General features: G+C 38.9%; 22 protein-coding genes and 1 pseudogene. 14 read left to right on the top strand and 9 right to left on the bottom strand.

Going from position 1 to position 24,734, the window contains the following annotated elements:
• The first annotated feature begins 153 nt into the window (after positions 1 to 153).
• The 9 genes from serC to H5089_RS01320 all read left to right on the top strand — a co-directional run bounded on the left by serC (position 154) and on the right by H5089_RS01320 (position 8,107).
• Positions 154 to 1,236 carry a 3-phosphoserine/phosphohydroxythreonine transaminase gene (gene serC, locus H5089_RS01360; protein ID WP_024595544.1) on the top strand — a complete coding sequence of 361 codons (1,083 nt, stop codon included), beginning with the start codon at positions 154 to 156 and terminating at the stop codon, positions 1,234 to 1,236.
• Positions 1,236 to 2,513 (top strand): 3-phosphoshikimate 1-carboxyvinyltransferase, encoded by a 1,278-nt coding sequence (aroA, locus tag H5089_RS01355; RefSeq protein WP_182711298.1) that lies wholly within the window; start codon positions 1,236 to 1,238, stop codon positions 2,511 to 2,513. The genes serC and aroA overlap by 1 nt, the downstream gene beginning before the upstream one ends.
• Before the next feature lie 106 nt (positions 2,514 to 2,619).
• Positions 2,620 to 3,330 carry a (d)CMP kinase gene (gene cmk, locus H5089_RS01350; RefSeq protein WP_002961166.1) on the top strand — a complete coding sequence of 237 codons (711 nt, stop codon included), beginning with the start codon at positions 2,620 to 2,622 and terminating at the stop codon, positions 3,328 to 3,330.
• 95 nt (positions 3,331 to 3,425) lie between these two features.
• Positions 3,426 to 5,093 carry a 30S ribosomal protein S1 gene (gene rpsA, locus H5089_RS01345; RefSeq protein WP_002961176.1) on the top strand — a complete coding sequence of 556 codons (1,668 nt, stop codon included), beginning with the start codon at positions 3,426 to 3,428 and terminating at the stop codon, positions 5,091 to 5,093.
• A gap of 67 nt (positions 5,094 to 5,160) precedes the next feature.
• Positions 5,161 to 5,448: an integration host factor subunit beta gene (ihfB, locus tag H5089_RS01340; protein ID WP_002961178.1), complete on the top strand. Its 288-nt coding sequence runs from the start codon at positions 5,161 to 5,163 to the stop codon at positions 5,446 to 5,448.
• Positions 5,449 to 5,469: 21 nt separating this feature from the next.
• The gene (locus tag H5089_RS01335) at positions 5,470 to 5,751 is read left to right on the top strand and encodes a lipopolysaccharide assembly protein LapA domain-containing protein (RefSeq protein ID WP_039489780.1); all 282 of its coding nucleotides are present in this window, start codon (positions 5,470 to 5,472) and stop codon (positions 5,749 to 5,751) included.
• 2 nt (positions 5,752 to 5,753) lie between these two features.
• A complete protein-coding gene (lapB, locus tag H5089_RS01330; protein WP_002961182.1) occupies positions 5,754 to 6,890 on the top strand; it encodes a lipopolysaccharide assembly protein LapB in 1,137 nt (378 codons plus the stop codon).
• A 44-nt stretch (positions 6,891 to 6,934) separates the two neighbouring features.
• Complete coding sequence (pyrF, locus tag H5089_RS01325; RefSeq protein WP_149602755.1) at positions 6,935 to 7,639, top strand: orotidine-5'-phosphate decarboxylase; 705 nt, start codon at positions 6,935 to 6,937, stop codon at positions 7,637 to 7,639.
• A gap of 93 nt (positions 7,640 to 7,732) precedes the next feature.
• Entirely contained in the window at positions 7,733 to 8,107 is a 375-nt protein-coding gene (locus tag H5089_RS01320; protein WP_024595713.1) for a hypothetical protein, read from the top strand.
• Between the two features lie 39 nt (positions 8,108 to 8,146).
• On the opposite strand, the gene H5089_RS01315 is transcribed toward H5089_RS01320, so the two are convergent.
• Together H5089_RS01315 and H5089_RS01310 are read right to left on the bottom strand one after the other, a co-directional pair.
• Positions 8,147 to 8,980 carry a S1 RNA-binding domain-containing protein gene (locus H5089_RS01315; protein ID WP_002961188.1) on the bottom strand — a complete coding sequence of 278 codons (834 nt, stop codon included), beginning with the start codon at positions 8,978 to 8,980 and terminating at the stop codon, positions 8,147 to 8,149.
• Positions 8,981 to 8,982: 2 nt separating this feature from the next.
• Complete coding sequence (locus tag H5089_RS01310) at positions 8,983 to 10,311, bottom strand: DEAD/DEAH box helicase (RefSeq protein ID WP_002961190.1); 1,329 nt, start codon at positions 10,309 to 10,311, stop codon at positions 8,983 to 8,985.
• 208 nt (positions 10,312 to 10,519) lie between these two features.
• Here H5089_RS01310 and H5089_RS01305 point away from each other — a divergent pair, with 208 nt between their 5' ends.
• The 3 genes from H5089_RS01305 (at position 10,520) to H5089_RS01295 (ending at position 14,285) form a co-directional block, all read left to right on the top strand.
• Positions 10,520 to 11,527, top strand: coding sequence for a rhodanese-related sulfurtransferase (locus tag H5089_RS01305; protein WP_002961191.1), 1,008 nt, complete (start codon positions 10,520 to 10,522; stop codon positions 11,525 to 11,527).
• A 148-nt stretch (positions 11,528 to 11,675) separates the two neighbouring features.
• Positions 11,676 to 13,571, top strand: a complete 1,896-nt coding sequence (locus tag H5089_RS01300) for a DUF294 nucleotidyltransferase-like domain-containing protein (protein ID WP_182711297.1) — start codon at positions 11,676 to 11,678, stop codon at positions 13,569 to 13,571.
• 3 nt (positions 13,572 to 13,574) lie between these two features.
• The gene (locus H5089_RS01295) at positions 13,575 to 14,285 is read left to right on the top strand and encodes a 3'-5' exonuclease (RefSeq protein ID WP_033039579.1); all 711 of its coding nucleotides are present in this window, start codon (positions 13,575 to 13,577) and stop codon (positions 14,283 to 14,285) included.
• An 80-nt stretch (positions 14,286 to 14,365) separates the two neighbouring features.
• On the opposite strand, the gene H5089_RS01290 is transcribed toward H5089_RS01295, so the two are convergent.
• The gene (locus tag H5089_RS01290) at positions 14,366 to 15,946 is read right to left on the bottom strand and encodes a BCCT family transporter (RefSeq protein WP_002961195.1); all 1,581 of its coding nucleotides are present in this window, start codon (positions 15,944 to 15,946) and stop codon (positions 14,366 to 14,368) included.
• 894 nt (positions 15,947 to 16,840) lie between these two features.
• Here H5089_RS01290 and egtB point away from each other — a divergent pair.
• Both egtB and egtD read left to right on the top strand, forming a co-directional pair.
• Complete coding sequence (gene egtB / locus H5089_RS01285) at positions 16,841 to 18,112, top strand: ergothioneine biosynthesis protein EgtB (protein WP_182711296.1); 1,272 nt, start codon at positions 16,841 to 16,843, stop codon at positions 18,110 to 18,112.
• On the top strand, positions 18,109 to 19,083 hold the full coding sequence (egtD, locus tag H5089_RS01280; protein ID WP_182711295.1) for an L-histidine N(alpha)-methyltransferase: 975 nt from the start codon (positions 18,109 to 18,111) through the stop codon (positions 19,081 to 19,083). Before egtB ends, egtD begins: the two co-directional genes overlap by 4 nt.
• Positions 19,084 to 19,366: 283 nt before the next feature.
• Here the strand turns inward: egtD and H5089_RS01275 are convergent, their stop codons facing one another.
• The 6 genes and pseudogenes from H5089_RS01275 to pxpB all read right to left on the bottom strand — a co-directional run bounded on the left by H5089_RS01275 (position 19,367) and on the right by pxpB (position 24,635).
• On the bottom strand, positions 19,367 to 20,254 hold the full coding sequence (locus H5089_RS01275) for a PhzF family phenazine biosynthesis protein (RefSeq protein ID WP_182711294.1): 888 nt from the start codon (positions 20,252 to 20,254) through the stop codon (positions 19,367 to 19,369).
• Complete coding sequence (gene asnB, locus H5089_RS01270) at positions 20,238 to 21,911, bottom strand: asparagine synthase B (protein WP_182711293.1); 1,674 nt, start codon at positions 21,909 to 21,911, stop codon at positions 20,238 to 20,240. Before asnB ends, H5089_RS01275 begins: the two co-directional genes overlap by 17 nt.
• A gap of 153 nt (positions 21,912 to 22,064) precedes the next feature.
• On the bottom strand, positions 22,065 to 22,733 hold the full coding sequence (pcp, locus tag H5089_RS01265; RefSeq protein WP_182711292.1) for a pyroglutamyl-peptidase I: 669 nt from the start codon (positions 22,731 to 22,733) through the stop codon (positions 22,065 to 22,067).
• A pseudogene (locus tag H5089_RS01260) lies at positions 22,726 to 23,006 on the bottom strand (5-oxoproline transporter, DUF979 family subunit); the annotation flags it as partial. The pseudogene H5089_RS01260 and the gene pcp, both read right to left, overlap by 8 nt.
• A gap of 44 nt (positions 23,007 to 23,050) precedes the next feature.
• Entirely contained in the window at positions 23,051 to 23,977 is a 927-nt protein-coding gene (locus tag H5089_RS01255) for a biotin-dependent carboxyltransferase family protein (RefSeq protein WP_182711291.1), read from the bottom strand.
• Positions 23,970 to 24,635 (bottom strand): 5-oxoprolinase subunit PxpB, encoded by a 666-nt coding sequence (gene pxpB / locus H5089_RS01250; protein WP_182711290.1) that lies wholly within the window; start codon positions 24,633 to 24,635, stop codon positions 23,970 to 23,972. The genes H5089_RS01255 and pxpB overlap by 8 nt, the downstream gene beginning before the upstream one ends.
• Positions 24,636 to 24,734 lie beyond the last annotated feature (99 nt).

Genomic DNA, 24,734 nt, shown 5'->3' with positions numbered 1-24,734 from the left:
ATTGAAAAAGCGGCCTTGGCCGCTTTTTTTAATGTTGTTGAAAAAAATTAATAGGGTGTGAAGTTATATTCATTCACTAAAACTCAAAGGTTTAGTGGGCGGGTATTGAGCATTCATGCTTAGTAGTTAAATTACTGGAATGAGGCAAAGGTAATGAGTAAATATAATTTTTGTGCGGGGCCAGCTATGCTTCCGCAAGCGGTTATGAAAAAAGCACAAAAAGAGTTTCTAGATTGGCAAGATTTAGGTGTGTCTGTGATGGAAATAAGCCATCGTAGCAAAGAGTTTTTAGCCCTTACAGCTAAATGTGAAGCCAGCCTTCGTCGCCTAATGAATATCAGTGATGAATTTGAAGTGCTGTTTATGCATGGTGGTGGTCGTGGTCAGTTTAGTGCTGTGCCATTAAATTTACACCAAGAAGGCAAAGCTGCGGTTTATTGCGAAAACGGCGTGTGGTCAAAAAGTGCAACAGACGAGGCCAACAAGTTTACTCAAGCAACCTCTATTGATGTGCGTAATGATGCCAATGGCGAGTTTTCTATTAAACAGGTTGCTGATTGGGTGTTACCCGAAGATGCATCTTACATTCACTATTGCCCTAACGAAACGGTTGACGGCTTAGAAATTTTTGATGTACCAAGCCACCCAACTGCACCGATCGTTGCTGATATGTCGTCAACTATTTTATCACGCGAAATAGACGTTAATAAATTTGATTTAATTTACGCTGGTGCGCAAAAAAATATCGGCCCGTCGGGCATATCAATCGTTATTGTTCGTAAAACATTACTTGAGCGTGAAGGCTTACCTAAGCCAGGCATTTTAGATTACGCATTAGAAGCAAAACAAGGCAGCATGTTTAACACGCCTCCTACATTTGCTTGGTATTTAGCTGCTGAAGTATTTCAATGGCTTGAAAGTAATGGTGGCGTAAAAGCGATGGAAGTTCAAAATATTGCTAAAGCGCAGCTACTTTATGACTTTATTGATGAATCGAGCTTTTATACCAATAAAGTAGCTAAACATTGCCGTTCACGTATGAATGTTCCGTTTTGGCTTAATGATGAAAGCTTAAATGATAAGTTTGTTGCTCAGTCTAAAGATGCAGGGTTACTCGCTCTTGAAGGCCACAGAATTGTGGGCGGTATGCGCGCAAGTATTTATAACGCAATGCCTATTGAAGGTGTTCAAGCACTTGTAGACTTTATGGCTGCTTTTGCAAAGGAGCACAGCTAATGGAGCAGCTTCGTTTAGAACCTATTTCTAGAGTAAATGGCACAGTAACCCTACCAGGTTCAAAGAGTCTATCGAACAGAATTTTATTATTAGCAGCACTTGCAAGCGGTACTACCGTTGTAGAAAACTTACTTGATAGTGACGATATACGCCATATGCTGGGCGCCTTAAAGTTATTAGGTGTAAATGTAACTTTAAATGATGACCGCACTGTAGCCACCGTAGAGGGTGTTAGTGGTGTGTTTAATACACCGACTGAGCCATTGTTTTTAGGTAATGCGGGTACTGCTTATAGACCTTTAACGGCAGTACTTGCTGGCGTTGCTGGTAAGTACGAGCTAATTGGCGAGCCACGTATGGAAGAGCGCCCGATAGGGCACTTGGTTGACGCGCTGCAAGCATTGGGTGGTGATGTTACTTATACAAAGCACAAAGACTACCCACCACTTAAAATTGTGGGTGGCCAAATAAAAGGCGGTGAGGTTGAAATTGACGGCAGTATTTCAAGTCAATTTTTAACCGCTCTATTAATGGCAGCGCCATTATTTAACGGTGATACAACAATAACTATTAAAGGTACTTTAGTCTCTAAACCTTATATTGATATTACACTTGATGTAATGGCACGTTTTGGGGTTAATGTTGAGCACAGTGATTATGCAACCTTTAAAGTTAAAGGTGGTCAACAGTATCAATCATTAGAACGCATAATGGTTGAAGGCGATGCATCTTCTGCCTCTTACTTTGTTGCTGCGGCTGCAATTGCAGGCGGTGAGATTGAAATTAAGGGCGTGGGTGCCAAGTCGGTGCAAGGTGATATAGGCTTTGCCAAAGTAATGGAGCAAGTAGGCGCAAAAATTGATTGGTATGATGAGCGTTTAGTTGTTCGCAAAGGCGAACTAAAAGGTGTGGATATTGACGCCAATGCAATTCCTGATGCAGCTATGACTCTTGCAACTGTTGCTCTTTTTGCCAAAGGCCCAACAGCCATTCGTAACATTTATAACTGGCGAGTAAAAGAGACAGACCGTTTATATGCAATGGCAACTGAGCTTCGTAAAGTAGGCGCACAGGTTGTAGAAGGTGAAGACTTTATAGAGATCACCCCACCTGAAACATTTAATGATGTTGCTGTTGATACTTACGACGATCACCGTATAGCCATGTGTTTTGCAATGGTTGCCGTTGGTGGAAAGCCAATAACAATTAATGATCCAAAGTGTACCTATAAAACATTTCCTACATTTTTCAATGTTTTAGCGTCAGTCAGTGAATAAGCTAATTAGAAGTAATTACAAAAGTTACACACTAATAGCAGATATATTTTAATAACTGACGTATAATGTCGCGGTTTATTTAGGTGTGCATTGCAGGAGGTTTTAAATGCAGGCGTTATTAATGCCCGTGATCACCGTTGATGGCCCAAGTGGTTCAGGTAAAGGAACTGTTTGTCGCTTGTTAGCCGACAAGTTAGGGTGGGATGTATTAGATAGCGGTGCGATTTATCGTGTTTTATCTTTAGCTGCACTTCATCACCAAATTGCATTAGACAATGAAGAAGGGCTTGTCCCGCTTGCTGCAAATTTAGATGTGCAGTTTTTGGTAGATAGTCAAACTAATGCAGGAAAAGTTATTTTAGAAGGCGAAGATGTAACCACTACTATTCGTAATGAAGAAGTAGGCGCTGCGGCTTCAAAAGTTGCAGCATTACCTCGCGTTCGTGAAGCGTTATTACGTCGCCAGCGTGCATTTCGCACTGAAAATGGCTTAATTGCCGATGGCCGTGATATGGGCACTGTGGTTTTTCAAGATGCGCCGTTAAAAATATATTTAACAGCCAGTGCACAAGAGCGTGCTCGTAGACGCTTTGTTGAGTTGAATACGCGCGGCCTTGATGTTACACTAAGTGGTCTATTACAGGACATTCAAGCTCGTGACGAGCGCGATATGAATCGCACCGTTGCTCCGCTTGTACCTGCAGAGGATGCTATTGAGATCGATACTAGCGATCTTAATGCACAGCAAGTGTTTGATAAGGTAATAACTTTATTGGATATTGCTATCTCTGAAGGTAAGCTTCCTAAACGAAGCTAAACACATTTTATGCGCCAGCAGGATGCCAGTGCTATTTTAACAACCCCATGCAGCATGGTTGCTTATTGGTATTAATATATGAGACGTATATTCGTATGTCAGAAAATTTTGCGCAGTTATTTGAAGAAAGCTTAAAGGGTTTTGAAGCAGAGCAAGGCTCTATCGTTAAAGGTACAGTAATCTCTATCGAGAATAACATTGTACTTGTAGATGCTGGTCTTAAATCAGAAAGTGCTATCCCTGCAGAGCAGTTCAAAAATGCTGCTGGTGAACTAGAAGTTGCTGTAGGCGACGAAGTAGATGTTGCACTAGATGCAATTGAAGACGGTTTCGGTGAAACTATCCTTTCTCGTGAGAAAGCTAAGCGTCACGAAGCATGGATCCGTCTTGAGAAAGCATGTGAAGAGCAAGAGACTGTTACTGGTGTTATCAACGGTAAAGTTAAAGGCGGTTTCACAGTTGAAGTTGATTCAATCCGTGCTTTCCTACCTGGTTCACTTGTTGATGTTCGTCCAGTACGTGACACAACTCACCTTGAAGGCAAAGAGCTTGAATTTAAAGTAATCAAGCTTGACCAAAAACGTAACAACGTTGTTGTTTCACGTCGTGCAGTTATCGAATCTGAAAACTCACAAGAACGTGAAGAGCTTCTTGCTAACCTTGTTGAAGGCCAAGAAGTTAAAGGTATCGTTAAGAACCTTACTGACTACGGTGCATTCGTTGACCTTGGTGGTGTTGATGGTCTACTACACATTACTGATATGGCTTGGAAGCGTGTTAAGCACCCTTCAGAAATCGTTAATGTTGGCGACGAAATCGCAGTTAAAGTTCTAAAATTCGACAAAGATAAAACTCGTGTTTCTCTAGGCCTTAAACAGCTTGGTGAAGATCCATGGGCAGCTATCGCTGGTCGTTACCCAGAAGGTTCTAAACTTTCTGGTCGTGTTACTAACCTTACAGATTACGGCTGTTTCGTGGAAATCGAAGAAGGCGTTGAAGGTTTAGTACACGTTTCTGAAATGGATTGGACTAACAAGAACATCCATCCTTCAAAAGTTGTAAGCCTTGGCGACACTGTTGAAGTTATGGTTTTAGAAATTGACGAAGAACGTCGTCGTATTTCTCTTGGTCTTAAGCAATGTATTGCTAATCCTTGGCAGGAATTTGCTCGTCTACAAAACAAAGGCGATCAAGTTACTGGTAAGATCAAATCAATCACTGACTTCGGTATCTTTATCGGTCTTGACGGTGGTATTGACGGTCTTGTACACCTTTCAGACATTTCTTGGAATACACCTGGCGAAGAAGCTGTACGTGAATTCAAGAAAGGCGACGAAATCACTGCTATCGTATTGCAAGTTGACCCAGAGCGTGAACGTATCTCTCTAGGTGTTAAGCAAATCGAAGCTGACCCATTCAATAACTACCTTGATGCAAACAAAAAAGGTGCTATTGTTAAAGGTAAAGTGACTGAAGTTGATGCGAAAGGCGCAACTGTTGAACTTATCGAAGGCGTTGAAGGTTACATCCGTGTAGCTGATATCGCTCAAGAGCGCGTTGAAGATGCAACTACTGTTGTTTCTGTAGGCGACGAGATTGAAGTTAAATACGTTGGTGTTGATCGTAAGAACCGCACTTTAAGCTTATCTGTAAAAGCTCTTTTCGAAGCAGAAGAGAAAGAAGTACTAGAGAAGCTTAAGAAAGAAGAGCCAGTGTTTGAAAACGCAATGGCAGCTGCTTTCGCAAATGCACAAAAAGACTAATATATAATTAGTTTTTAGTTGGAAGGGCATTTTTTGCCCTTCCTATATCTCTTTTTAAGGAAACGCTATGACTAAGTCAGAATTGATAGAAATACTTGCGGAACAACACGCACACGTTCCAGTGAAAGATGTTGAGAATGCTGTAAAAGAAATTCTTGAACAAATGGCCGGCTCATTATCTACTTCAGATCGTATTGAGATCAGAGGTTTTGGTAGTTTCTCTTTGCATTTCCGCGCTCCTCGCACAGGTCGTAATCCTAAGACTGGCGATACAGTTGAGCTTGAAGGAAAGCATGTACCTCATTTTAAACCAGGCAAAGAATTACGCGACCGCGTGAATGAAAGCATTGCCTAGTTAACTTAGTGGAGTAGTTACTTGTTCAAGGTATTAAAAATTATTCTGGTTGCACTATGCCTTATCAGTGCGTTTGTATTAGGGTCACAAAACCCACAGTTAGTACAAGTAAATTACATTATAGCCAGTAATACGCTACCTTTAGCTGTAATAATAAGTATCTGCTTTTTATTAGGTGTTTTGATTGGTTGTTTTATTAGCTTTAAATTGTTTTCGCAATTAAAGTGGCAAAACTACCGCTTAAAAAAGCAATTAGCGCCTGAAAAAGATAAAAAAAAGCTTGCCGCGAATAAAGACACCTAACTATGATTGAGCTTTTGTTTTTACTATTACCTGTTGCCGCTGGTTACGGTTGGATTATGGGTAAAAACAGTGCTAAAAACCAAGCTCATCAACTTAATCGTCAGATCACTTCTGAATATAGCAAAGGCTTAAAATTTCTACTCGATAGAGAAGAAGATCAAGGCTTAGAGCATTTAATCAACTTACTTGAAGTTTCAGCCGACTCGGTTGAACACTATTCTACACTTGCCACCATGTTTCGCCGTAGAGGTGAATTAGACCGCGCAATAAAAATTCACGAACTTCTATTAAAACACCCAAGCTTAAATGAACAACAAGCTGCAACTAGCCGTTTAGAATTAGCCGAAGATTATATAATGGCCGGACTACTAGATAGTGCGGAAGAGCACTTAGTTTGGCTAGTTAAAGCAGGGCATGTAGAAGCGCTGGACCCTATTATCACTTTATATTCGCAAACCCGTGAGTGGGAAAAAGGCATCAACATGTTTGAAGCCCATAGCGAACTATTTTCAAAAGAACAGCAATTTAAAGCAATTGCTAATTTTTATTGTGAGTCAGCTTTAAGTGACAATACACCCCAACTAATGAGAAAAGCGATTAGCTTAAATTATAAAGCCGTGCGTCCGCTTTACGAGTTAGGGTTAGTTGCTTACGCAAAAGAAGATTACGTTAAAGCTATTTATTACTGGCGTGAACTTGTCTCTCAATTTACCTTGTTTGCTCCGTTGTTTATTGATGAGCTGGCACACAGTTATAAACAATTGAATTTGACGCATCAATTTCACGAGTTAGTCAGTGACTTGTTAGAGAAGGGCGGAGTATTAATTAAAATAAAGCATTGCCAAGCATTACTTGAGCAAGGTCACACCAAGCAAGCCTTTGAATTTTTAACTGATAGCTTAAAACGTCAACCTACTATTCGTGGTTTTAGTTTTTTACTGCAATTAATGGGTGACCAAAATAAAAATACTAAAGAAGTACTTAACGAAATTGATAAGCTTGTAACCTCTTATATTGCTACAAAACCAGATTTCCAATGCCAGCATTGTGGTTTTACAAGCTACACCATATATTGGAACTGCCCTTCTTGTAAGCATTGGGAAACCATTGTTCCAAGTCGAGGCTTAGACGGATTTTAATAACCCCATAATTTATAACTTTACTGCCATTCACTAGGATAGTTATGTCTTTCGAACACTCAAAAAAAATTCTTATTGCATTAGATTACGATGATCAAGAAGTTGCTTTAAACTTTGTTAAACAACTTTCTCCTGATACTTGCCGTCTCAAGGTCGGCAAAGAAATGTTTACCTATTTTGGACCTGCATTTGTTAAAGAGTTAATTGATTTAGGTTTTGATGTTTTCTTAGATTTAAAGTTTCATGATATTCCTAATACAGTAGCTAAAGCGGTTACTGCAGCTGCTAAAATGGGGGTGTGGATGGTAAACGTTCATGCATCTGGTGGCTTTGAAATGATGAGCAAAGCTAAATCGGCTCTAGAGAAATTTGGTGACAAAGCGCCATTACTTATCGCTGTTACTGTGTTAACAAGTATGGATGAAACAGAGCTTAAGCGTTTAGGTGTTGATAAATCAGCTCAAGAGCAAGTTATTTATTTAGCTAAGCTTGCAAAGGAAGCTGGGCTTGATGGTGTTGTGTGTTCTGCACAAGAAGCAAAAGCTTTAAAAACAGAGTTAGGTGATAGCTTTAAGCTTGTTACGCCTGGTATACGCCCTGAAGGGAGTGATGCGGGTGATCAAAAGCGTATAATGACACCTAAGCAAGCTATAGATTCAGGAAGTGACTATTTAGTTATAGGCAGACCGATTACTCAAGCAGATAATCCTGTAAAAGTGCTTAGTGATGTTAATAACTCTATAGCTTAATTTAACAATAAGCAGTCATATAGTGCTAAAACCCCTTACCTTATGTGAGTTTTATGTTACATTAATAAAATCAAAATGTAGTAGGGGTTTGTTTTGAAGTTATTTTTTGGTTCTATAGTAATTGTTATTGCGGGTTTTTCAGTAAATAAGTACGTTTTTTCTAATAAAGCATACGATGGTGTAACAACCGTTACAGATATAATTCCAACGTACCCAGTCGATATGTTTGATTTTAAAAAAACAATGCAAGATTATGCTCACCATCTGTGTTACAAAAATGAAGATACACTCATATCTCAGCATGTAAGCGTTAGTGAATGTATATCAAAGCTCGATGATAAAAAAACAGAATGTGAAAAAAAGGTTTTTCGTTTGGCGCCGCTCAATCTTGAGTCGGAAGTTGAAGTGCTTGATTATTCAAGGCAATATACGCAATGTACATTGCCTTATAAATATATTTTAGGTTAATTACAAACAGGTATTATTAGTAATTACAGCCAATTATAATTAAGATCTTAAGCGAATGGATTTCGCTTCAATATCTATTAACTCTTGTTTAAATAAGCCACCAATTGCTTTTTTATAATTAGCCTTACTTGTAGAAAACATCTTCTTTATTGCTTCAGGATCAGATTTATCACCAAGTGGAATAACACCGCCTTCGTTTTTAAGCTTTTGCATAATAGTTTCACCAAGGTCACTTACTTTTCCCATACCTGGCTTTTCTAGTACAACGTCAATTTTTCCGTCGTCACGTACTTTTTGAATATAGCCTTTAAGCTTTTGACCCACAAATAAGCTTTTAAATACCATATTGTAAAAAACAACACCGAAGTGCGACTCTTCAATTAATACTTTGTAGCCAATATCTGTTTTGCCAGCAACAATTAAATCCACTTCTTGTAAGTGAGTATATTGCGGCTCATCTTTTGATAGGAAACGATTAAAGTTGTTTGAGGCACAAATACGTTGGCTTGCATTATCAAGATACAGGCGTACTAAATAAGAATGGCCTTCTTGCATGCGTGGCTTTTGTTCATTAAAAGGTGCAAGCACATCTTTCTCAAGCCCCCAATCTAAAAATGCCCCAATACTATTTATTTCTTTAACGCGTAGTAGGGCATACTCGCCTACTTGAGCATGTGGTTTCTTTATTGTTGCTGTGGCTAAATTAGCATTGTCTAAAAAGATAAATACACTAATACTATCGCCTGCTTCAAGCTCATGTTTTATTTCTTGTTTTGGTAAAAATACTTCACCTAAATCATGGCCGTCTAAGTAAGCACCTTCGTTACTCACTTCTTTTACAAATAATGTTTGTGTGGTTCCTAGGTAACTCATAATTATTCCTGCTCAGGCTTTTTTTTACGGCGCATTGGTGTATCGCCATCAATGTTCATCGGTGCTTTAATTGGTGCTGTAGGCTTTTTAGGTTTAGCTTTGCGCTTAAATGCAGGCTTTTTAACAGCGGCGGCTTTTTCTTTAGATTTGTCCCACGCTGCCTCAGGTTTTTTCTCTTTTAAACCTTTAAACTTAGCTTTTAGGCTCTCTACGCTCGCAAATTTTAATTCGTCATTTAAAAATGCTTTAATAGCTAAATAACTTGCCCAATCTTTTGGGCCAACTAATGAAATTGCATTTCCTTTAAAGCCAGCACGTCCTGTACGACCTATGCGGTGTACATACTCTTCAGCGTGTTTTGGTAAATCAAAGTTAATAACGTGCGTTACGCTTAATAAATCTAAACCACGAGATGCAACGTCGGTGGTGATCAATATTTTAAAGTTTTCGCGACTAAACGAATCCATGATATCTAAACGTTTGTTTTGCGTTAAATCACCAGCAAGCGCTACAGATTTGAAGCCTTTAGCATTAAGGGCTTCACTCAAACGGCTCGTGTCAGAACGCGTTGCTGTGAAGATAATACATTGACCAACATCATCTTGGTTTAAAAAATGCTCTAATAACGCTTCTTTATGATCAAGGTGATCGGCAAGGTATAACGTTTGTTTAATATCACTATGTTGCTCATTTGCTGCACTTAGCGTAATTTGCTTTGGTTTTTTTAATAGGTTACGTGATAGTGCATCTACTTGTGCATGGTCAAGTGTTGCAGAAAACAATAACGTTTGGCGTAGACGGTGATTAGCTTGCTCGTTAATCATTTTTAACTGCTCGGTAAAGCCTAAATCTAAAATACGATCGGCTTCATCAAAAATAAGCAGTTCTAGTCCGCTCAATTGTAATGAACGTTTTGTAATGTGATCAGCTAAACGCCCTGGTGTAGCAACTACGAATTGTGGGTCGTTTCTAAGAGCTTTTATTTGGTCATTAAAGTTTTCGCCACCAAGTATTTTTACGGCCTTAATGGCTGTGCCTGCAATTAATAAACGTAGCTGAGTAAATACTTGCGTAGCAAGCTCACGCGTAGGAGCAACAATAAGTACACGAGGATCGCGTTTACTGAGTGCTTTTTGTTTCATAACCCTTTGTACAGCAGGTAATAAAAACGCCAAGGTTTTGCCCGACCCAGTTTTAGACTGAGCGAAAATGTCATGCCCTGCAAGTGCGGTAGGCACTGCATGCGCTTGAATATCGGTGGGCTGGGTGATCCCTTGATGTGCTAGTTGTGTTTCAAGGCGTGTATCAATCCCAAGATCAGTAAACTGCAATGTGTGTTTCTCCAAAATGAGCAAATTAACTCTATAAATTTATCAGCGCATTATAGCTTACACAGCTAGGTCGCTAACAGTAAAAACCAATCTATAGCGCTATTTTTTGCAATTAAACTAAAAAAGCGTAAAATACGCGCCCCATATGCGCCGGATTTACGATTCGGTAAACGCCAATATTGGCTAACAAGGCAAAATAGGAAATATAATGACTGTTGTTCATAAAGATAATGTAACGGGCGATCACTTTGTAGTATGTGCGCTGTATAAGTTTGTAGGTTTACCTGAATTTGAAGCTATCCGTAAGCCATTACTAGAAGTGATGGAAGCAAATGAAGTACGCGGTACTTTATTGCTCGCTGCCGAAGGTATAAACGGCACTGTTTCTGCAAAACGTGAAGGGATAGACAACTTATTAGCATGGCTAGATGAGCAACCAAATTTAAAAAACATCGTTACAAAAGAATCTTACGACGATGAATGTCCGTTTTACCGTACTAAAGTAAAACTAAAAAAAGAAATTGTAACAATGGGCGTTGAAGGCGTAGATCCGCTTAAAGTTGTGGGTAGCTATGTTAAGCCAAATGAGTGGAACGCACTTATATCTGACCCTGAAGTAATTTTAATAGATACACGTAATGATTACGAAATTGAAATTGGTACATTTCAAAATGCGGTCGATCCAAATACCAAAACGTTCCGCGAATTTCCACAGTGGGCAAAAGAAAACTTAGACCCTGAAAAACACAAAAAAGTGGCGATGTTTTGTACAGGTGGTATCCGCTGCGAAAAATCGACAGCCTACATGAAAGAGCAAGGTTTTGATGAAGTTTATCACCTTGAAGGCGGTATCTTAAAATACCTAGAAGAAGTGCCAAAAGAAGAAACCATGTGGGAAGGCGAGTGTTTTGTATTTGATAATCGCGTTGCGGTTGATCATGACCTACAAAAAGGCTCTTATGATCAATGCCACGCGTGTCGTATGCCAATTACAGAAGACGAAAAGTTAAAGCCTGAATACATGGAAGGCGTCTCTTGTCATCATTGTATTGAAGAAGTTACGGACGAACAACGCGCACGTTTTGCAGAGCGCCAAAAGCAAATAGAATTAGCGCAAGCGCGTGGTGAGGGCCATATTGGTAATGAAGCACAAGCTGTTTTACAGCAACGTAAAGAAGCTAAAAAAGCCCAAAAAGACGCTCAGCGCGGTAAATAAATTTTTACAATAAGTATTACATTTAAAGAGTCTATTTAGGCTCTTTTTTTGTGCCCAAAATTGTGCAGTAATTGTTTTCACACCCCGATGATAGTGTTAATCTGCAAAATAGATTTAGTCATTTTAATGCGCATACAGGAAGGGATTTATGCAAGCCGAACAAGTTGAAATCGCACAATTTTTAGCACAACATCCTCCTTTTGATGACTTACCTCAAAAAGCGCTTAATGAGCTAGCTCAACAAGTAGAAGTGGCTTATTTTAGAGCAAAAACAGATATATTGAGTTTTGGACAAGACATTTCTGACTTGTATGTAATTAGAAGTGGCTCTGTAGAAATGTACCGCCGAAATGGCGAGCTGTATAATCGTTTGGCTACCGCAGGTATATTTGGTCAAATGGGTTTATTGATGAACCGTAAGGTACGTTTTCCTGCAACTGCTCTTGAAGATACGTTAGTATATTGCATAAATGTCGAGCTATTTAATCGTTACTGTGATCAGTTTGATGCGTTTGCTGATTACTTCGAAACAGACGGTAACGTGCGTTTGCATCAAGCTATTGTCGAGCAAGCCGATGGCAATGACCTGACAACCGCGAAGGTAAAATCATTAATTCACAGAGATGTAGTCACCGTAGATGCAACCTCTACGATACAAGATATCGCTAAATTAATGACCGAAGAGGCGGTATCGTCAGTGTTGGTAACCGATGTAAATAAACCCATAAATGATGACCCAGAAGAAGATGATGGACAAGTAGTTGGTATAATAACCGATAGGGATTTACGCACTAAAGTAGTGGCTAAAGGGCTTGCCTTTAACACGCAAGCAAAAGACATTATGTCCACTAACTTAGTACTATTAGATGCTAATGACTATATTTTCGAAGCTGTATTGGCCATGCTTAGAGATAACTTACATCATTTGCCAGTAGTACAAAAAAGACGCCCAATAGGAGTTATCTCCCTCTCTGATATTTTGCGTTATGAATCCCAAAGCAGCTTATTACTTGTACGTGGCATACTGGCTCAACAAACAATAGAGGATTTGGCGCATTATGCACGCCAATTGCCCAATGTGTTTGTTCGTATGGTGAATGAAGATGCAAACTCACACATGGTTGGTACAGCCATGGCTGTTATAGGGCGTACATTTAAACAAAGACTACTTGTATTAGCAGAAGAAAAGTTTGGGCCACCTCCTGTTCCTTACTGTTTTATTGCTCTTGGCTCAATGGCTCGAGACGAGCAACTTATTGTAACCGATCAAGACAACGCGCTTATTTTAGATGACAGTTATGACGATGAAAAACATAACGCGTATTTTCAAAATATTGCCGATTTTGTGTGTGATGGTTTAGCGCAGTGTGGTTACACTTACTGTGATGGAGAAATAATGGCGTCGTTTAAAAAATGGCGTAAAACTCGCTCACAGTGGTTCGATCAATTTGCAGATTGGATCGCGCAGCCAAAACCACAAGCATTGCTTAATAGTTCTATATTTTTTGACTTAGACGGTGTGTGGGGTAAAACCAAGTGGGCCGACGAGCTTAGAATATTTATAGCAAAACAGAGTAAAGTAAATCGCGTATTTTTAGCTAATATGGCAGCAAATGCTAGAAATAGAACACCTCCACTAGGTTTCTTTAAAGGCTTTGTTATGGAGCATAATGGCCAACATAAGCGTTCAATGAACTTAAAGCGAAGAGGGACTGCACCTCTTTCTGATGTTATTCGCGTGCATGCATTGGCAATTGGTTCACGTAAACAAAATTCGTTTGAGCGACTAGAAGACATTATTGAAGCGAAACTTTTACCACAGGGTAAAGCGCAAGATTTACGTGATGCACTTGAGTATATTGCCATGATGCGAATTCGCCATCAAGCGTGGCAAATAGAGAAGGGCGAAGAGCCCGATAACGACTTAGATCCACATTTACTTTCTCCGTTCGAGCAACGAAACTTAAAAGAGGCATTCGCCATTTTAGAAAAAGCACAAAGCTATTTAAAATTTAGCTACACAGCAAACTCTGGTGTGAAGTAGCCTATGAATCCGCGTAATCATAAAGCAATTGATTGGCAAGCTAGGTATAACGAGCTTGCCAATAGCACCAAAAATAAACTCTTAAAACACTTTTATGCGGGTGCTTATAATCAAGACAAAGCTGCAATAAAAGACGTACCTTTTGTAGCAATGGATTTTGAAACAACAGGCTTAAATAGCCAAAACGACGATATAGTGAGTGTTGGTTTAGTGCCGTTCAATTTAGAGCGCATTTATTGTAAGCACAGTCGGCATTGGGTTGTGCAGCCTAGGCGCAACCTTCATGAAGAGTCTATTTTAATACATGGAATAACGCACTCTGAGGTGGACGACGCCCCCGACTTTAATCAAATTATAGAGCCTTTACTTGAAGCGCTCAGTGGTAAAGTTGTCGTGGTGCATTATGCCGCAATAGAACGTCACTTTTTAAATAATGCGTTATTGTTAAGGCTTAAAGAAGGTATTGAGTTTGCACTTGTTGATACAATGGAAATAGAAAAAAGAGCACTAAAAGCAAGGCAGGGTTTATTAGGGCGATTGTTTAACACAAAATTAGGTTCTCTTAGGCTAACAGATTGCCGTGCGCGTTATTCCCTACCAGCATATCAAAATCACAATGCGTTAACGGATGCACTTGCTACAGCAGAACTTTTACAAGCGCAACTGAGTTATCATTATCGTGTAGATACTCCAATCTCAGAGCTGTGGTTCTAGCTTTTAATGACCAAACAAAAAAACGCCGCAAAAATTGCGGCGTTTTCGTTACTAATTAAAAGTGTTACTTACTAAAAGTATTATTTAACTGGGCGAGGCTCAGTTCGTAAACCTAAAACTAAACTTAAACACATAAATAATAATACAATAGTAAATGGCAAGCCTGTGGAGACAGCGCCTGCTTGTAGTGCTTCAATTGCTTGTGTGCCACCAATCCAAAGTAAAGCAGCTGCAATTGCGCCCTCAACCGATGCCCAAAATATACGTTGTGGTACCGGTGCATCAATTTTACCGCCAGCTGTAATTGAATCAATTACTAATGAACCAGAGTCAGATGACGTAATGAAAAATACCAACACTAATAAAATTGCAATAAACGATAAAATATTAGATAAAGGTAATTCATCAAGCATTTGGAACATAGCTAAAGGTACATCAGTTAAACCATTAGTGCCTAACGCACCAACACCATTAACTACTTGATCAATCGCAATACCACCGTAAATAGACATCCATAAAACAGTAACTAGAGTAGGAATAAGTAAAACCGCAATTAAGAATTCACGAATTGTACGACCACGTGATACACGCGCGATAAACATACCTACAAACGGTGACCAGGAAATCCACCAAGCCCAGTAAAACACAGTCCAACCATGCATCCATGTTTCGTCTTCACGACCGTGAGGATTACTCAATGGAATAATATTTTCTACATAGCCCATCACGGTAGTGGGTACATTACCCATTGCTACAGCAAAGCCTACTAAACATACAAACAATAATAATGAAAACGCAATTAGCATATTTACATTACTTAGTAGTTTCACACCACCGTCAATACCACGAACCACAGAGACAATGGCTAAAAGTGTTACACCCGCAATAACTAGAATTTGAGAGCCAATGCCACCTTCTGTACCAAATACATGGTTAATGCCTGCAGAAGCTTGCTGCGCACCTAAACCTAAAGATGTTGCAAGGCCAAATAACGTAGCAAGTACAGCTAAGATATCAATGATATGACCAGGCCAACCCCAAGCTCTATCACCTAATATAGGGTAAAAAATAGAACGAATTGAAAGTGGTAAACCTTTGTTATAGGTAAAAAATGCAAGAGATAAACCAACAACAGCGTAAATAGCCCAAGGGTGAAGACCCCAATGAAACATAGTTGCGCCCATTGCTAATTTTGCAGCTTCTGGTGTATTAGCGGCTACATTAAGCGGTGTTTCGTACCAACCAGTAAAGTAAGCAACTGGTTCAGCAACGCCCCAAAACATAAGGCCAATACCCATACCGGCAGCAAATAACATAGCAAGCCATGAAACGCGAGAGTGAGAAGGTTTAGCGTCATCACCACCAAGGCGAATATTACCGTAAGGAGAAACAATAAGTGCTAAACAAAAGAGTACAAAGAAGTTAGCAGCCCACATAAATAGGGCATCAAAATTATTAATAATATCGGTCTTGATACTATCAAGCGCTGTTTTTGCAGTTTGTGGGTCGGTAACAAGTATGGCGATTAAAAAGATGACAATCAGGCCCGCACTAGTTCCAAAAACAGGGTTGTGAATATCAAACCCCCACTTTTGTACGTTGTCCTGACCTACGGTGTAATCCGTGTTGTCAATACTATATTTGTCATGATTTTCCTTCATGCAATACCTCTTTAGTTGTCCTAACAAGCCAAAATAAATTCGGCGTCATATCGAATTACATTAGTCTTTAAATATTAAGTAAAAAGTAATACCGTAATTATTTGAAGACTAACTAATTTGAAGCGTGATCATACAGCTAGTAGTGTATGAGTTAAATATTAAATGTAAATGAATTTGTATTTAAAACGCTGTTTATATGGCCAAATTCATGATTTTTTCATTTAAAAGCCCTAAATTTAAAAATTCAGTGAACGTTAAAATTTAGTTTGCTATTAAAAGTATTAATTTACTTGGTTAAGTAAAAAAAGATCATTTTTAAGTAGCTTAATTAATGCTTAAATATTAGGGCTTGTTAGTCTTTTAGGATTGAAATTTGTTAAGTCTAGTCGCGATTTAATCGCTCCTAGATTTATAGCTTAGCGGTTCGGTAACAGCTTATGCGTTATTTTTCATGCTTGCATGCACGTAAGAATAATTAAAAACCGGCTAGCGAAGAGCAAATTTCTCTTCAAGGCTATTATAAATTTATAAGCCGATAAGCACCTTTAATCAAGTTGTAATATGAATATGATTTAACACAACATTAGGGCATGTTGAATTTTGGCGATTGAATTTACAGTAGTATGTTTGGTTTTTAGGCAAGGCAGAGCCTATGTAGTGTGGTTATTCCCCATAAATAGGCGATAACGCAGCATAAATACCAAACATACACTGCCCTTTGGGTTCTTTCTAGGGACGATTAACTCTTTGTTACTCGGTTTTTACTTAGCCCACTAGGTTACAAACCTCGTGCCGCGATTTAATCGCCTCTAGATTGAACAAATTTCAATCCAAAAAGCTCAGCATGCCCTAAGCTATATTTTATAAATAGATAGGCAAAGGATTAATACTATTATGCGTGAAAGCGTTACAAACGATACCAATCAAAATGTACTTGTTAAACGCTTTTGCAGCGTTAGAGACGAAAGCCTAGCTATTATTGAGCCACTCACTATAGAAGATTGCCAATTACAAGCTATGGCTGATGCCAGTCCTACTAAATGGCATTTAGCGCATACCACGTGGTTTTTTGAAACATTTTTACTTAGTGTTCATTGTAAACAGTACGCAGTGTTTAACCCTCACTATAAAATGCTTTTTAATTCTTACTACAATGGGATTGGAGAGCAATTTAAACGGGCAAACAGAGGAAGCTTATCTAGGCCAGGTTTAGATGAAGTGCTAGCTTACAGAGAACATGTAGATAGCCGCGTGATTGAATTACTTAAGACTGACGTTAACCCGCACATTAAAGATATTATTGAACTTGGGTTACACCACGAGCAACAGCATCAAGAACTAATGCTTATGGACATCAAATATAACTTTTCAGTAAATCCATTATTTCCTCAATATAAAACATCGCTTTTAAATAGCCAAAAAAAATCAGCTGATATTAAACCCCTTAATTTTATCAATTTTGAACAAGCCATTATTAATATTGGCACAAATGCCGACGATGAATTTGCATATGATAACGAGTGCCCCAAACACCAAGTACTAATTCATCCATTCAGTTTTGCTAATAGATTGGTCACTAATGGTGAATATTTAGACTTTATAAATGCCGGTGGATATAGCAATCCACAATATTGGTTAAGCGACGGTTGGGCGCATATTCAAAACACTCGTTTAACGCATCCATTATATTGGCATTACATAAATAACGAATGGTTTGAGTTTACACACTATGGATTGCAGCCTTTAAATTTAAGTGCTCCCATCAGCCATGTTAGTTATTTTGAGGCCAGCGCCTACGCTAATTTTGTAAAGGCTCGCTTGCCTACAGAGTTCGAGTGGGAATATGCAGCTAAAAATACACCTTCAACAGACACTAATAATAACTATCTAACACCACAACAAACAAAAGATGATACTGAAATACACCAGTTAACGGATTCATGTTGGCAATGGACAAACAGTGCATATTTGCCATACCCCGGTTTTAAGCCTATTGAAGGAGTAGCAGGGGAATACAATGGTAAATTTATGAATAACCAAATGGTGTTACGGGGCGGGTGTGTGTTTACCCCTCAAGACCATTTACGACAAACATACCGAAATTTTTATTACCCACATCAAGCGTGGATGTGCAGCGGGATAAGACTAGCTAAGGATATAGTATGAGCCAAGTAACAGCGATTAAACAAAGTAACATAACCGACACTGAATTTTTAAACGACGTGATAAGCGGATTAACTCAACAACAAAAAACGCTTCCGTGTAAGTATTTTTACGATGATAAAGGTGCTGCATTATTCGAGCAAATAACATCCTTACAAGAGTATTATGTTACACGTACGGAGTTGTCTATTTTAGAGCAATACTCGCAGTCGATTGCTCAAATGCTACCTGAAAATCTCTCTATTATTGAGCCTGGGTGTGGTTCGGGTAAAAAGGTCGCGTATTTATTAGCGCACATGGCAAACGTAAAAACCTTCGTACCGTTTGAAATTTCTGAGGAGATGCTCAGTTATTCACTTGCACATTTGTCGCCATTATTTCCAGATTTGGCCATTTCGCCATTACTAGGAGACTTTACACATAGCCAAATGGTTAAACAGCTAACCAAAGACACCGCTTTAGATAGTCAAACCAATTTGGTGTATTTTCCAGGCTCTACTCTTGGTAATTTTGCCCCAGTTAAAGCTATAGAAATTATGAATAATTTCCATCGTTTATGTGGTGTAAACGGTTATGTATTAATTGGGGTTGATTTAGTAAAAGAGCGCCAAGTGTTACTCAATGCATATAACGATAAAGCGGGAGTCACCGCCGCATTTAATAAAAATTTACTACAACGTATTAATAACGAGCTAAACGGCACATTTAATATAGATAACTTTAGCCACGAGTCTCGCTTTAACGAGCAACATAGCCGTATTGAAATGCATTTAGTAAGTAACTGTAATCAAAGCGTGATTATAAATGATCAGCAAATAGACTTTATTGAAGGCGAAAGTATCCATACAGAAAACTCCCATAAGTACACGCTCGAATCGTTTAAGCAGCTTGCCGCGCAAGCTAATTTAAAGTTAGAGCAAACATGGCAAGACGATAGTAACTATTTTGCATTGTGCTTATTACGACCGCTATAAACGTTTACTTAATATGTTTAGGGCGTGTTGATCTTTGATAGTTGAATTTGCAGCAATATGTTTGGTTTTTAGGCAAGGTAGAGCCTATGAAGTGTGGTTATTCCACATAAATAGGCGATAACGCAGCATAAATACCAAACATGTGCTGCGCTTCGGGTTCTGCCTAGGGGCGATAAACTCTTTGTTGCTCGATTTTTACTTAGCCCACTAGGTTACAAACCTCGCGCCGCGATTTAATCGCCCCTAGATTGAACAAATTTCAATTCGCAAAGATCAACACGCCCTAGTAAATGACAACTTTAGCATTGCTAAACTCATAGCTTAGCAATGCGCCATTATTTGATTGCTGTATAAGTTTAGCTTTATTTAAACCATGCAGTCTAAATAGAAGGGGGGCAATAATAGACACCGCAGAGCCCGTTGCACTGTCCTCATTTACTCCAAACTGGGGTGCAAAGTATCTAAAATGCGCTATAGCATTTTTTTTGTCTATATTTTTTATACTAAGCGCTATAACAGCATTTTTATGGAGTTTACTCAACGCTTTAAAATCAACGTGTAAGCTTTTTAAATCGTCTTTTTCAGCGTCTTTACTAAACTCTTTACTAAATTCTTTATTAAATTCTTCATTAAATAATACAACCGTATAACCGTTTTTATCACCGGTACTGTAGGCTGCTTTTATTGCGGATGAAAACACACTTTTTAACTCACCTTTAGCTAATTCGCTTTTTTTAGGCTCTATACTTTTTAGTAACAACTGTGCGCGTTGTTTTTTTACTCTTATAGTAAAGCGCTCATTACTCATTGATGTAAATACTTCAGGGCAATAACCAAAATACTTTATTAAAAAATTAGCGGCCGCTAAAGTACCATGCCCACAGCGTTTAATTTCACTTGTTTGGTTGAACCAGCGAATATTACAATGGCGTTTAGTTATCTCATTTTGATTTAAAAATACGGTAGCAGGGTGGTTTGATTGTGATGCAATATATTGCATTGTTTTTGATGTTAACCCAATTTTATAAATAACAATTAAAGCACTTGAGCCTTTTAAGTTATTTGCAGGGCTATAAAAAACAGATTCGGTGGAAGTGAGTTTTATACAGCGAAGCGTAAGCCATTTGGGCTTACGCTTCGTTAAACAAAGAGTGTTATCCTTTGCTTGCATACGCGTCGTTATGAACGCCCGCAGCACGACCTGATGGATCTGCATTGTTTTGGAACGATGCGTCCCATGCAAGTGCTTCAGGAGTCGAACACGCTACCGATTTACCATGTGGTACACATTTAGCTGATGCATCACCAGGAAAGTGCGATTCAAAAATAGTACGGTAGTAGTAAGCTTCTTTTGAATCTGGCGTATTAATAGGGTATTTAAATTTAGCATTTGCAAGCTCTTGATCGCTCACTTGCTCATTTACAAACTCTTTTAACGTATCAATCCAACTGTAACCAACACCGTCTGAAAATTGCTCTTTTTGGCGCCATAAAACTTCATCAGGCAAGTAGCCATCAAAACCTTCACGTAAAATGTGTTTTTCAATTTTGCCATCTTTACACATTTTGGCTTCAGGGTTGATACGCATAGCAACATCAACAAATTCTTTATCAAGGAACGGTACACGTGCTTCAACGCCCCATGCTGCCATTGATTTATTAGCACGTAAACAGTCAAACATATGCAGTTTTGATACTTTACGGTTTAGCTCTTCATGAAACTCTTGTGCGTTAGGGGCTTTATGGAAGTATAAGTAACCACCAAATAGCTCATCAGCACCTTCGCCAGATAACACCATTTTAATGCCCATCGCTTTAATTTGGCGAGCCATTAAGTACATAGGTGTAGAGGCACGAATCGTTGTTACATCATACGTTTCAATGTGGTAAATCACTTCACGCAGAGCATCAATACCTTCTTGAATGGTAAAAATGATAGGGTGGTGAATAGTACCAATCATGTCAGCTACTTTTTGAGCAGCGGCTAAATCAGGTGAACCCTCAAGGCCTACTGAAAAAGAATGCAACTTAGGCCACCATGCATCGCTTTCATCGTTATCTTCAATACGTTTGGCAGCAAAACGCTGGGTAATAGCAGAGATAACCGATGAGTCTAAACCACCAGAAAGTAATACACCGTATGGTACATCACACATTAGCTGGCGTTTAACGGCCGCTTCTAATGCATCTTTAACGTCTTGCGCTTGTGCGCTGTTATCTTTAACTGCATCAAATGTTTCCCAATCACGCTTGTAATAAGGCGTGATTTTGCCATCTTTGCTGTACAGGTAATGCCCTGGTGGAAATTCTTCAATATGCTTACAAATTGGAGAGAGTGCTTTTAGCTCTGAAGCAACGTAAAAGTTACCGTGCTCGTCGTGACCAGTGTAAAGCGGGATAATACCAATATGGTCACGGCCAATTAAGTAAGCGTCATTTTCTTCATCATATAAACAAAATGCAAAAATGCCATTTAGATCATCTAAAAAGTCAGATCCTTTTTGTTTATAAAGCGCTAAAATAACTTCACAGTCTGATTGAGTTTGAAAAGTAAAATCAACATCTAGCTCTGCTGCAAGTTCTTTATGATTATAAATCTCGCCATTAACCGCTAAAATATTTGTTTTTTCAGGATTGTATAAAGGCTGTGCACCGCTTGATACACCAACAATAGCTAAACGCTCATGTACTAAAATAGCTTTTTCAGATGCATATACACCAGACCAATCTGGGCCACGGTGTCTAAGCAGCTTTGACATTTCAATTGCTTGGGTACGCAATTGAGCGGGATCAGATTTAATATCTAATACCCCAAAAATTGAACACATAGTAACTCCTCATTCCTATTATGTGTGCAGCAAAGCCAATTTGCTGTGCTGCGAAACCTTGTTTTATCAGAAAAAATTACTCAAGTCACATAGCTTTTACAATTAATTAAGAATAATTTATGCACCAAGTTATATGTAACCGCACCAAAGTGGTCAAGGCGTGGTGCCCGCTGCTATTTTTACGTCGTTATTATTGTTCAAAGCTTGTGCAATCATCACTTTTAGCGCGTTAATAACAGTGTCTTCACACATGCTTGGTGCGCCATTGTGGTGCACAGCTTGGCTTGGTAAATAAGGAATATGCACAAAGCCACCCTTCATTACAGCGCAGTGATCATTTATGTAATGCATAAGACCATACATAACGTGATTACACACATACGTACCTGCCGTATTGGAAATGGCAGCAGGTATATTGCTGTTGTGCAGTGCTTGTAACATACGCTTTATTGGCAAGTTAGTGAAATAGGCATCAGGGCCATTTTTTTCTATTGGTGAATCGACAGGTTGCTTACCTGCATTGCCTTTAATGCGTGCATCGTCAACGTTTATTGCAATACGCTCAATTGATATTTCGCTGCGCCCACCAGCTTGACCTATACATAAAACAACCGCCGGATTGTGCGACTCAATGGCGTTTATAAGCTGACTAATAGACGTATTAAACTCATAGGCAAGTTCTAGTGTACATATTTTATGTTTCATGATGATAGTTTCATCAAGTTTTTGCACTGCTTGCCAAGAAGGATTGATAGTTTCGCCACCAAAAGGCGCAAAGCCGGTAATTAATACACACGCCATAGAAGAAGTTGATTTAGTCATTACACACCAAGCTATACATTAAAATAATATTAACGGCGAGTAAGGTAACTGCCGTCTGAATTTGAACCTTTATTACATGGTACTTATCTTTTAAGTCTAAAAGAGCTGTAGGAATAATATTTAATTTGCTGTCATAGGCGTCATTAACGTACCGCAATTGCCGCTATACATGCAGAGCGCAACTAATGGAGCAGGGCTTGCGCAATGACCTTCAATTAAAAATATACCTACACAATACAAAACAACCAGTATTAAACGATTATCAGGGCCAATAATTTAAGTCGAACATAGTTTTCCTATTTATTTTTAGAATATTTTTATAGGTTATTTTTAAGTGCAAGGCTCAATTGATGTAGGTGTCCGTCAAGTTTCTGCTTCGCCTTCGCTGCTTCTTCAAACGTTACATATTTAAACTCAACAGTATCTAAAGGTCTAAACTGTGCAAATTGACGTAAGTCGGCTTCAATAACAGTCCCTAGCAGAGGGTAGCCCCCTGTAGTTTGGCCATCATTTAGTAACACAATTGGCTCTCCACTTGGTGGGAGTTGAATACTCCCAGGGCTCACCCCTAATGATGGCAAAGAGTGCGAATGCCCCAAATTATTTTTATGCTCAAGCCTTACACCCATTCGGTTACTATTATTGCTGACTTTAAAAGCGGTAGACACAAAGTTGCTTAGTAAAGGCTCGCCTAATAAGTCGGCATGAGGGCTTGGATGCAGGCGTATAAGTTTGCGCTGGGCGGGAGCAATTGCGCCTACCTTTATAAACTCTCCATAATAAGGAGTAATAGGTATTTCATCACCAGTGGTGAGAGATCTACCTTCAAAACCACCAAAACATGCGTTTAAATCTGTAGATTTAGAACCCATAACCTCAGCATTTTGTATACCGCCTTTCACTGCTAAATAAGCTCTTAAGCCTGCTCTACCAGTAGCAAAACTTAGGACTTGTTTGTTTTTTACTGCGTATGTCCAACCAGGATAAATTGAATATCCATCAAGGGTTGCTTGCAAATCTGCACCATGAAGCGCAATTACTGTGTCGCAGGTAAATTCCAGTTCGCACAAACCCACAGTTATTTCTAAAACGGCATCATTGTCGTTATTGTTAAGTAATCTATTAGCAATGATTTGTGCAATGGGGTCTAAGCTACCCGCTTTGCTTACACCTAAATGGCGGTAGCCCTCACGGCCAAAATCTTGAATTGTAAGTAATACACCACTTTTAAGTACTTTAATCATGATTTGCTCCTTTATTAACGTGCGGAACAAATTCAAGCGTATCGCCTGGTTGAATTAAACAAGGTTGCTCAGAGGTCGAATCAAACAAAGCAGTATCTGTATGACCTATTATATGCCAACCACCTGGGGTATCTGCGGGGTAAATGCCGGTTTGTGCAGCACCTATCGCAACAGAGCCTTTAGGAACTTTAATGCGTGGCTCATCACGTCTTGGTGTATGTAATTGCTCATTTAAGCCATGTAGGTAAGCAAAACCGGGCTGAAAGCCTAAAAATAAAACGTGGTACTTGGTTTTACTATGAATATTAATAACTTCATCGGCACTTAAATTATGATAGCGAGCCACGTAATTAATGTCCTCACCCTTGTATGAGGTTTTGATTAAGTGATGCTGCCCCTTAAAAGTACTCGTTTTAATATCATTCCACAGCGAAGGTAGCACTTGTAACCACTTATTTAAGTGTTTATCTGATTTTAAATAGAGAGTGAGCGAGTTCATGGCCGGCACCAAATCGCTAAATTCATCAGTGCTTTTACAGTGGCTAGCTAAAGCCCAAATTTTTTTTTGAATAGAGAGTATATCTGTAGCGTCTAAATGCGATGCATCAAACAGTAAACTACTGTTTGTTAATGCATAAATATGAGGAGCTGGCTTCATTAAATAAACCTATTTGTACAACATAATTTAAACGTAACACAGTTTTATTAATTTATTTACACCATTGCGACTAAGTGGTTATGTTTATTGCCCAACTTA

The organism is Pseudoalteromonas sp. SR45-1 (assembly GCF_014163655.1).
GTDB classification, from domain to species: domain Bacteria; phylum Pseudomonadota; class Gammaproteobacteria; order Enterobacterales; family Alteromonadaceae; genus Pseudoalteromonas; species Pseudoalteromonas distincta.
This window is presented reverse-complemented; position numbering and strand designations above follow the sequence as displayed.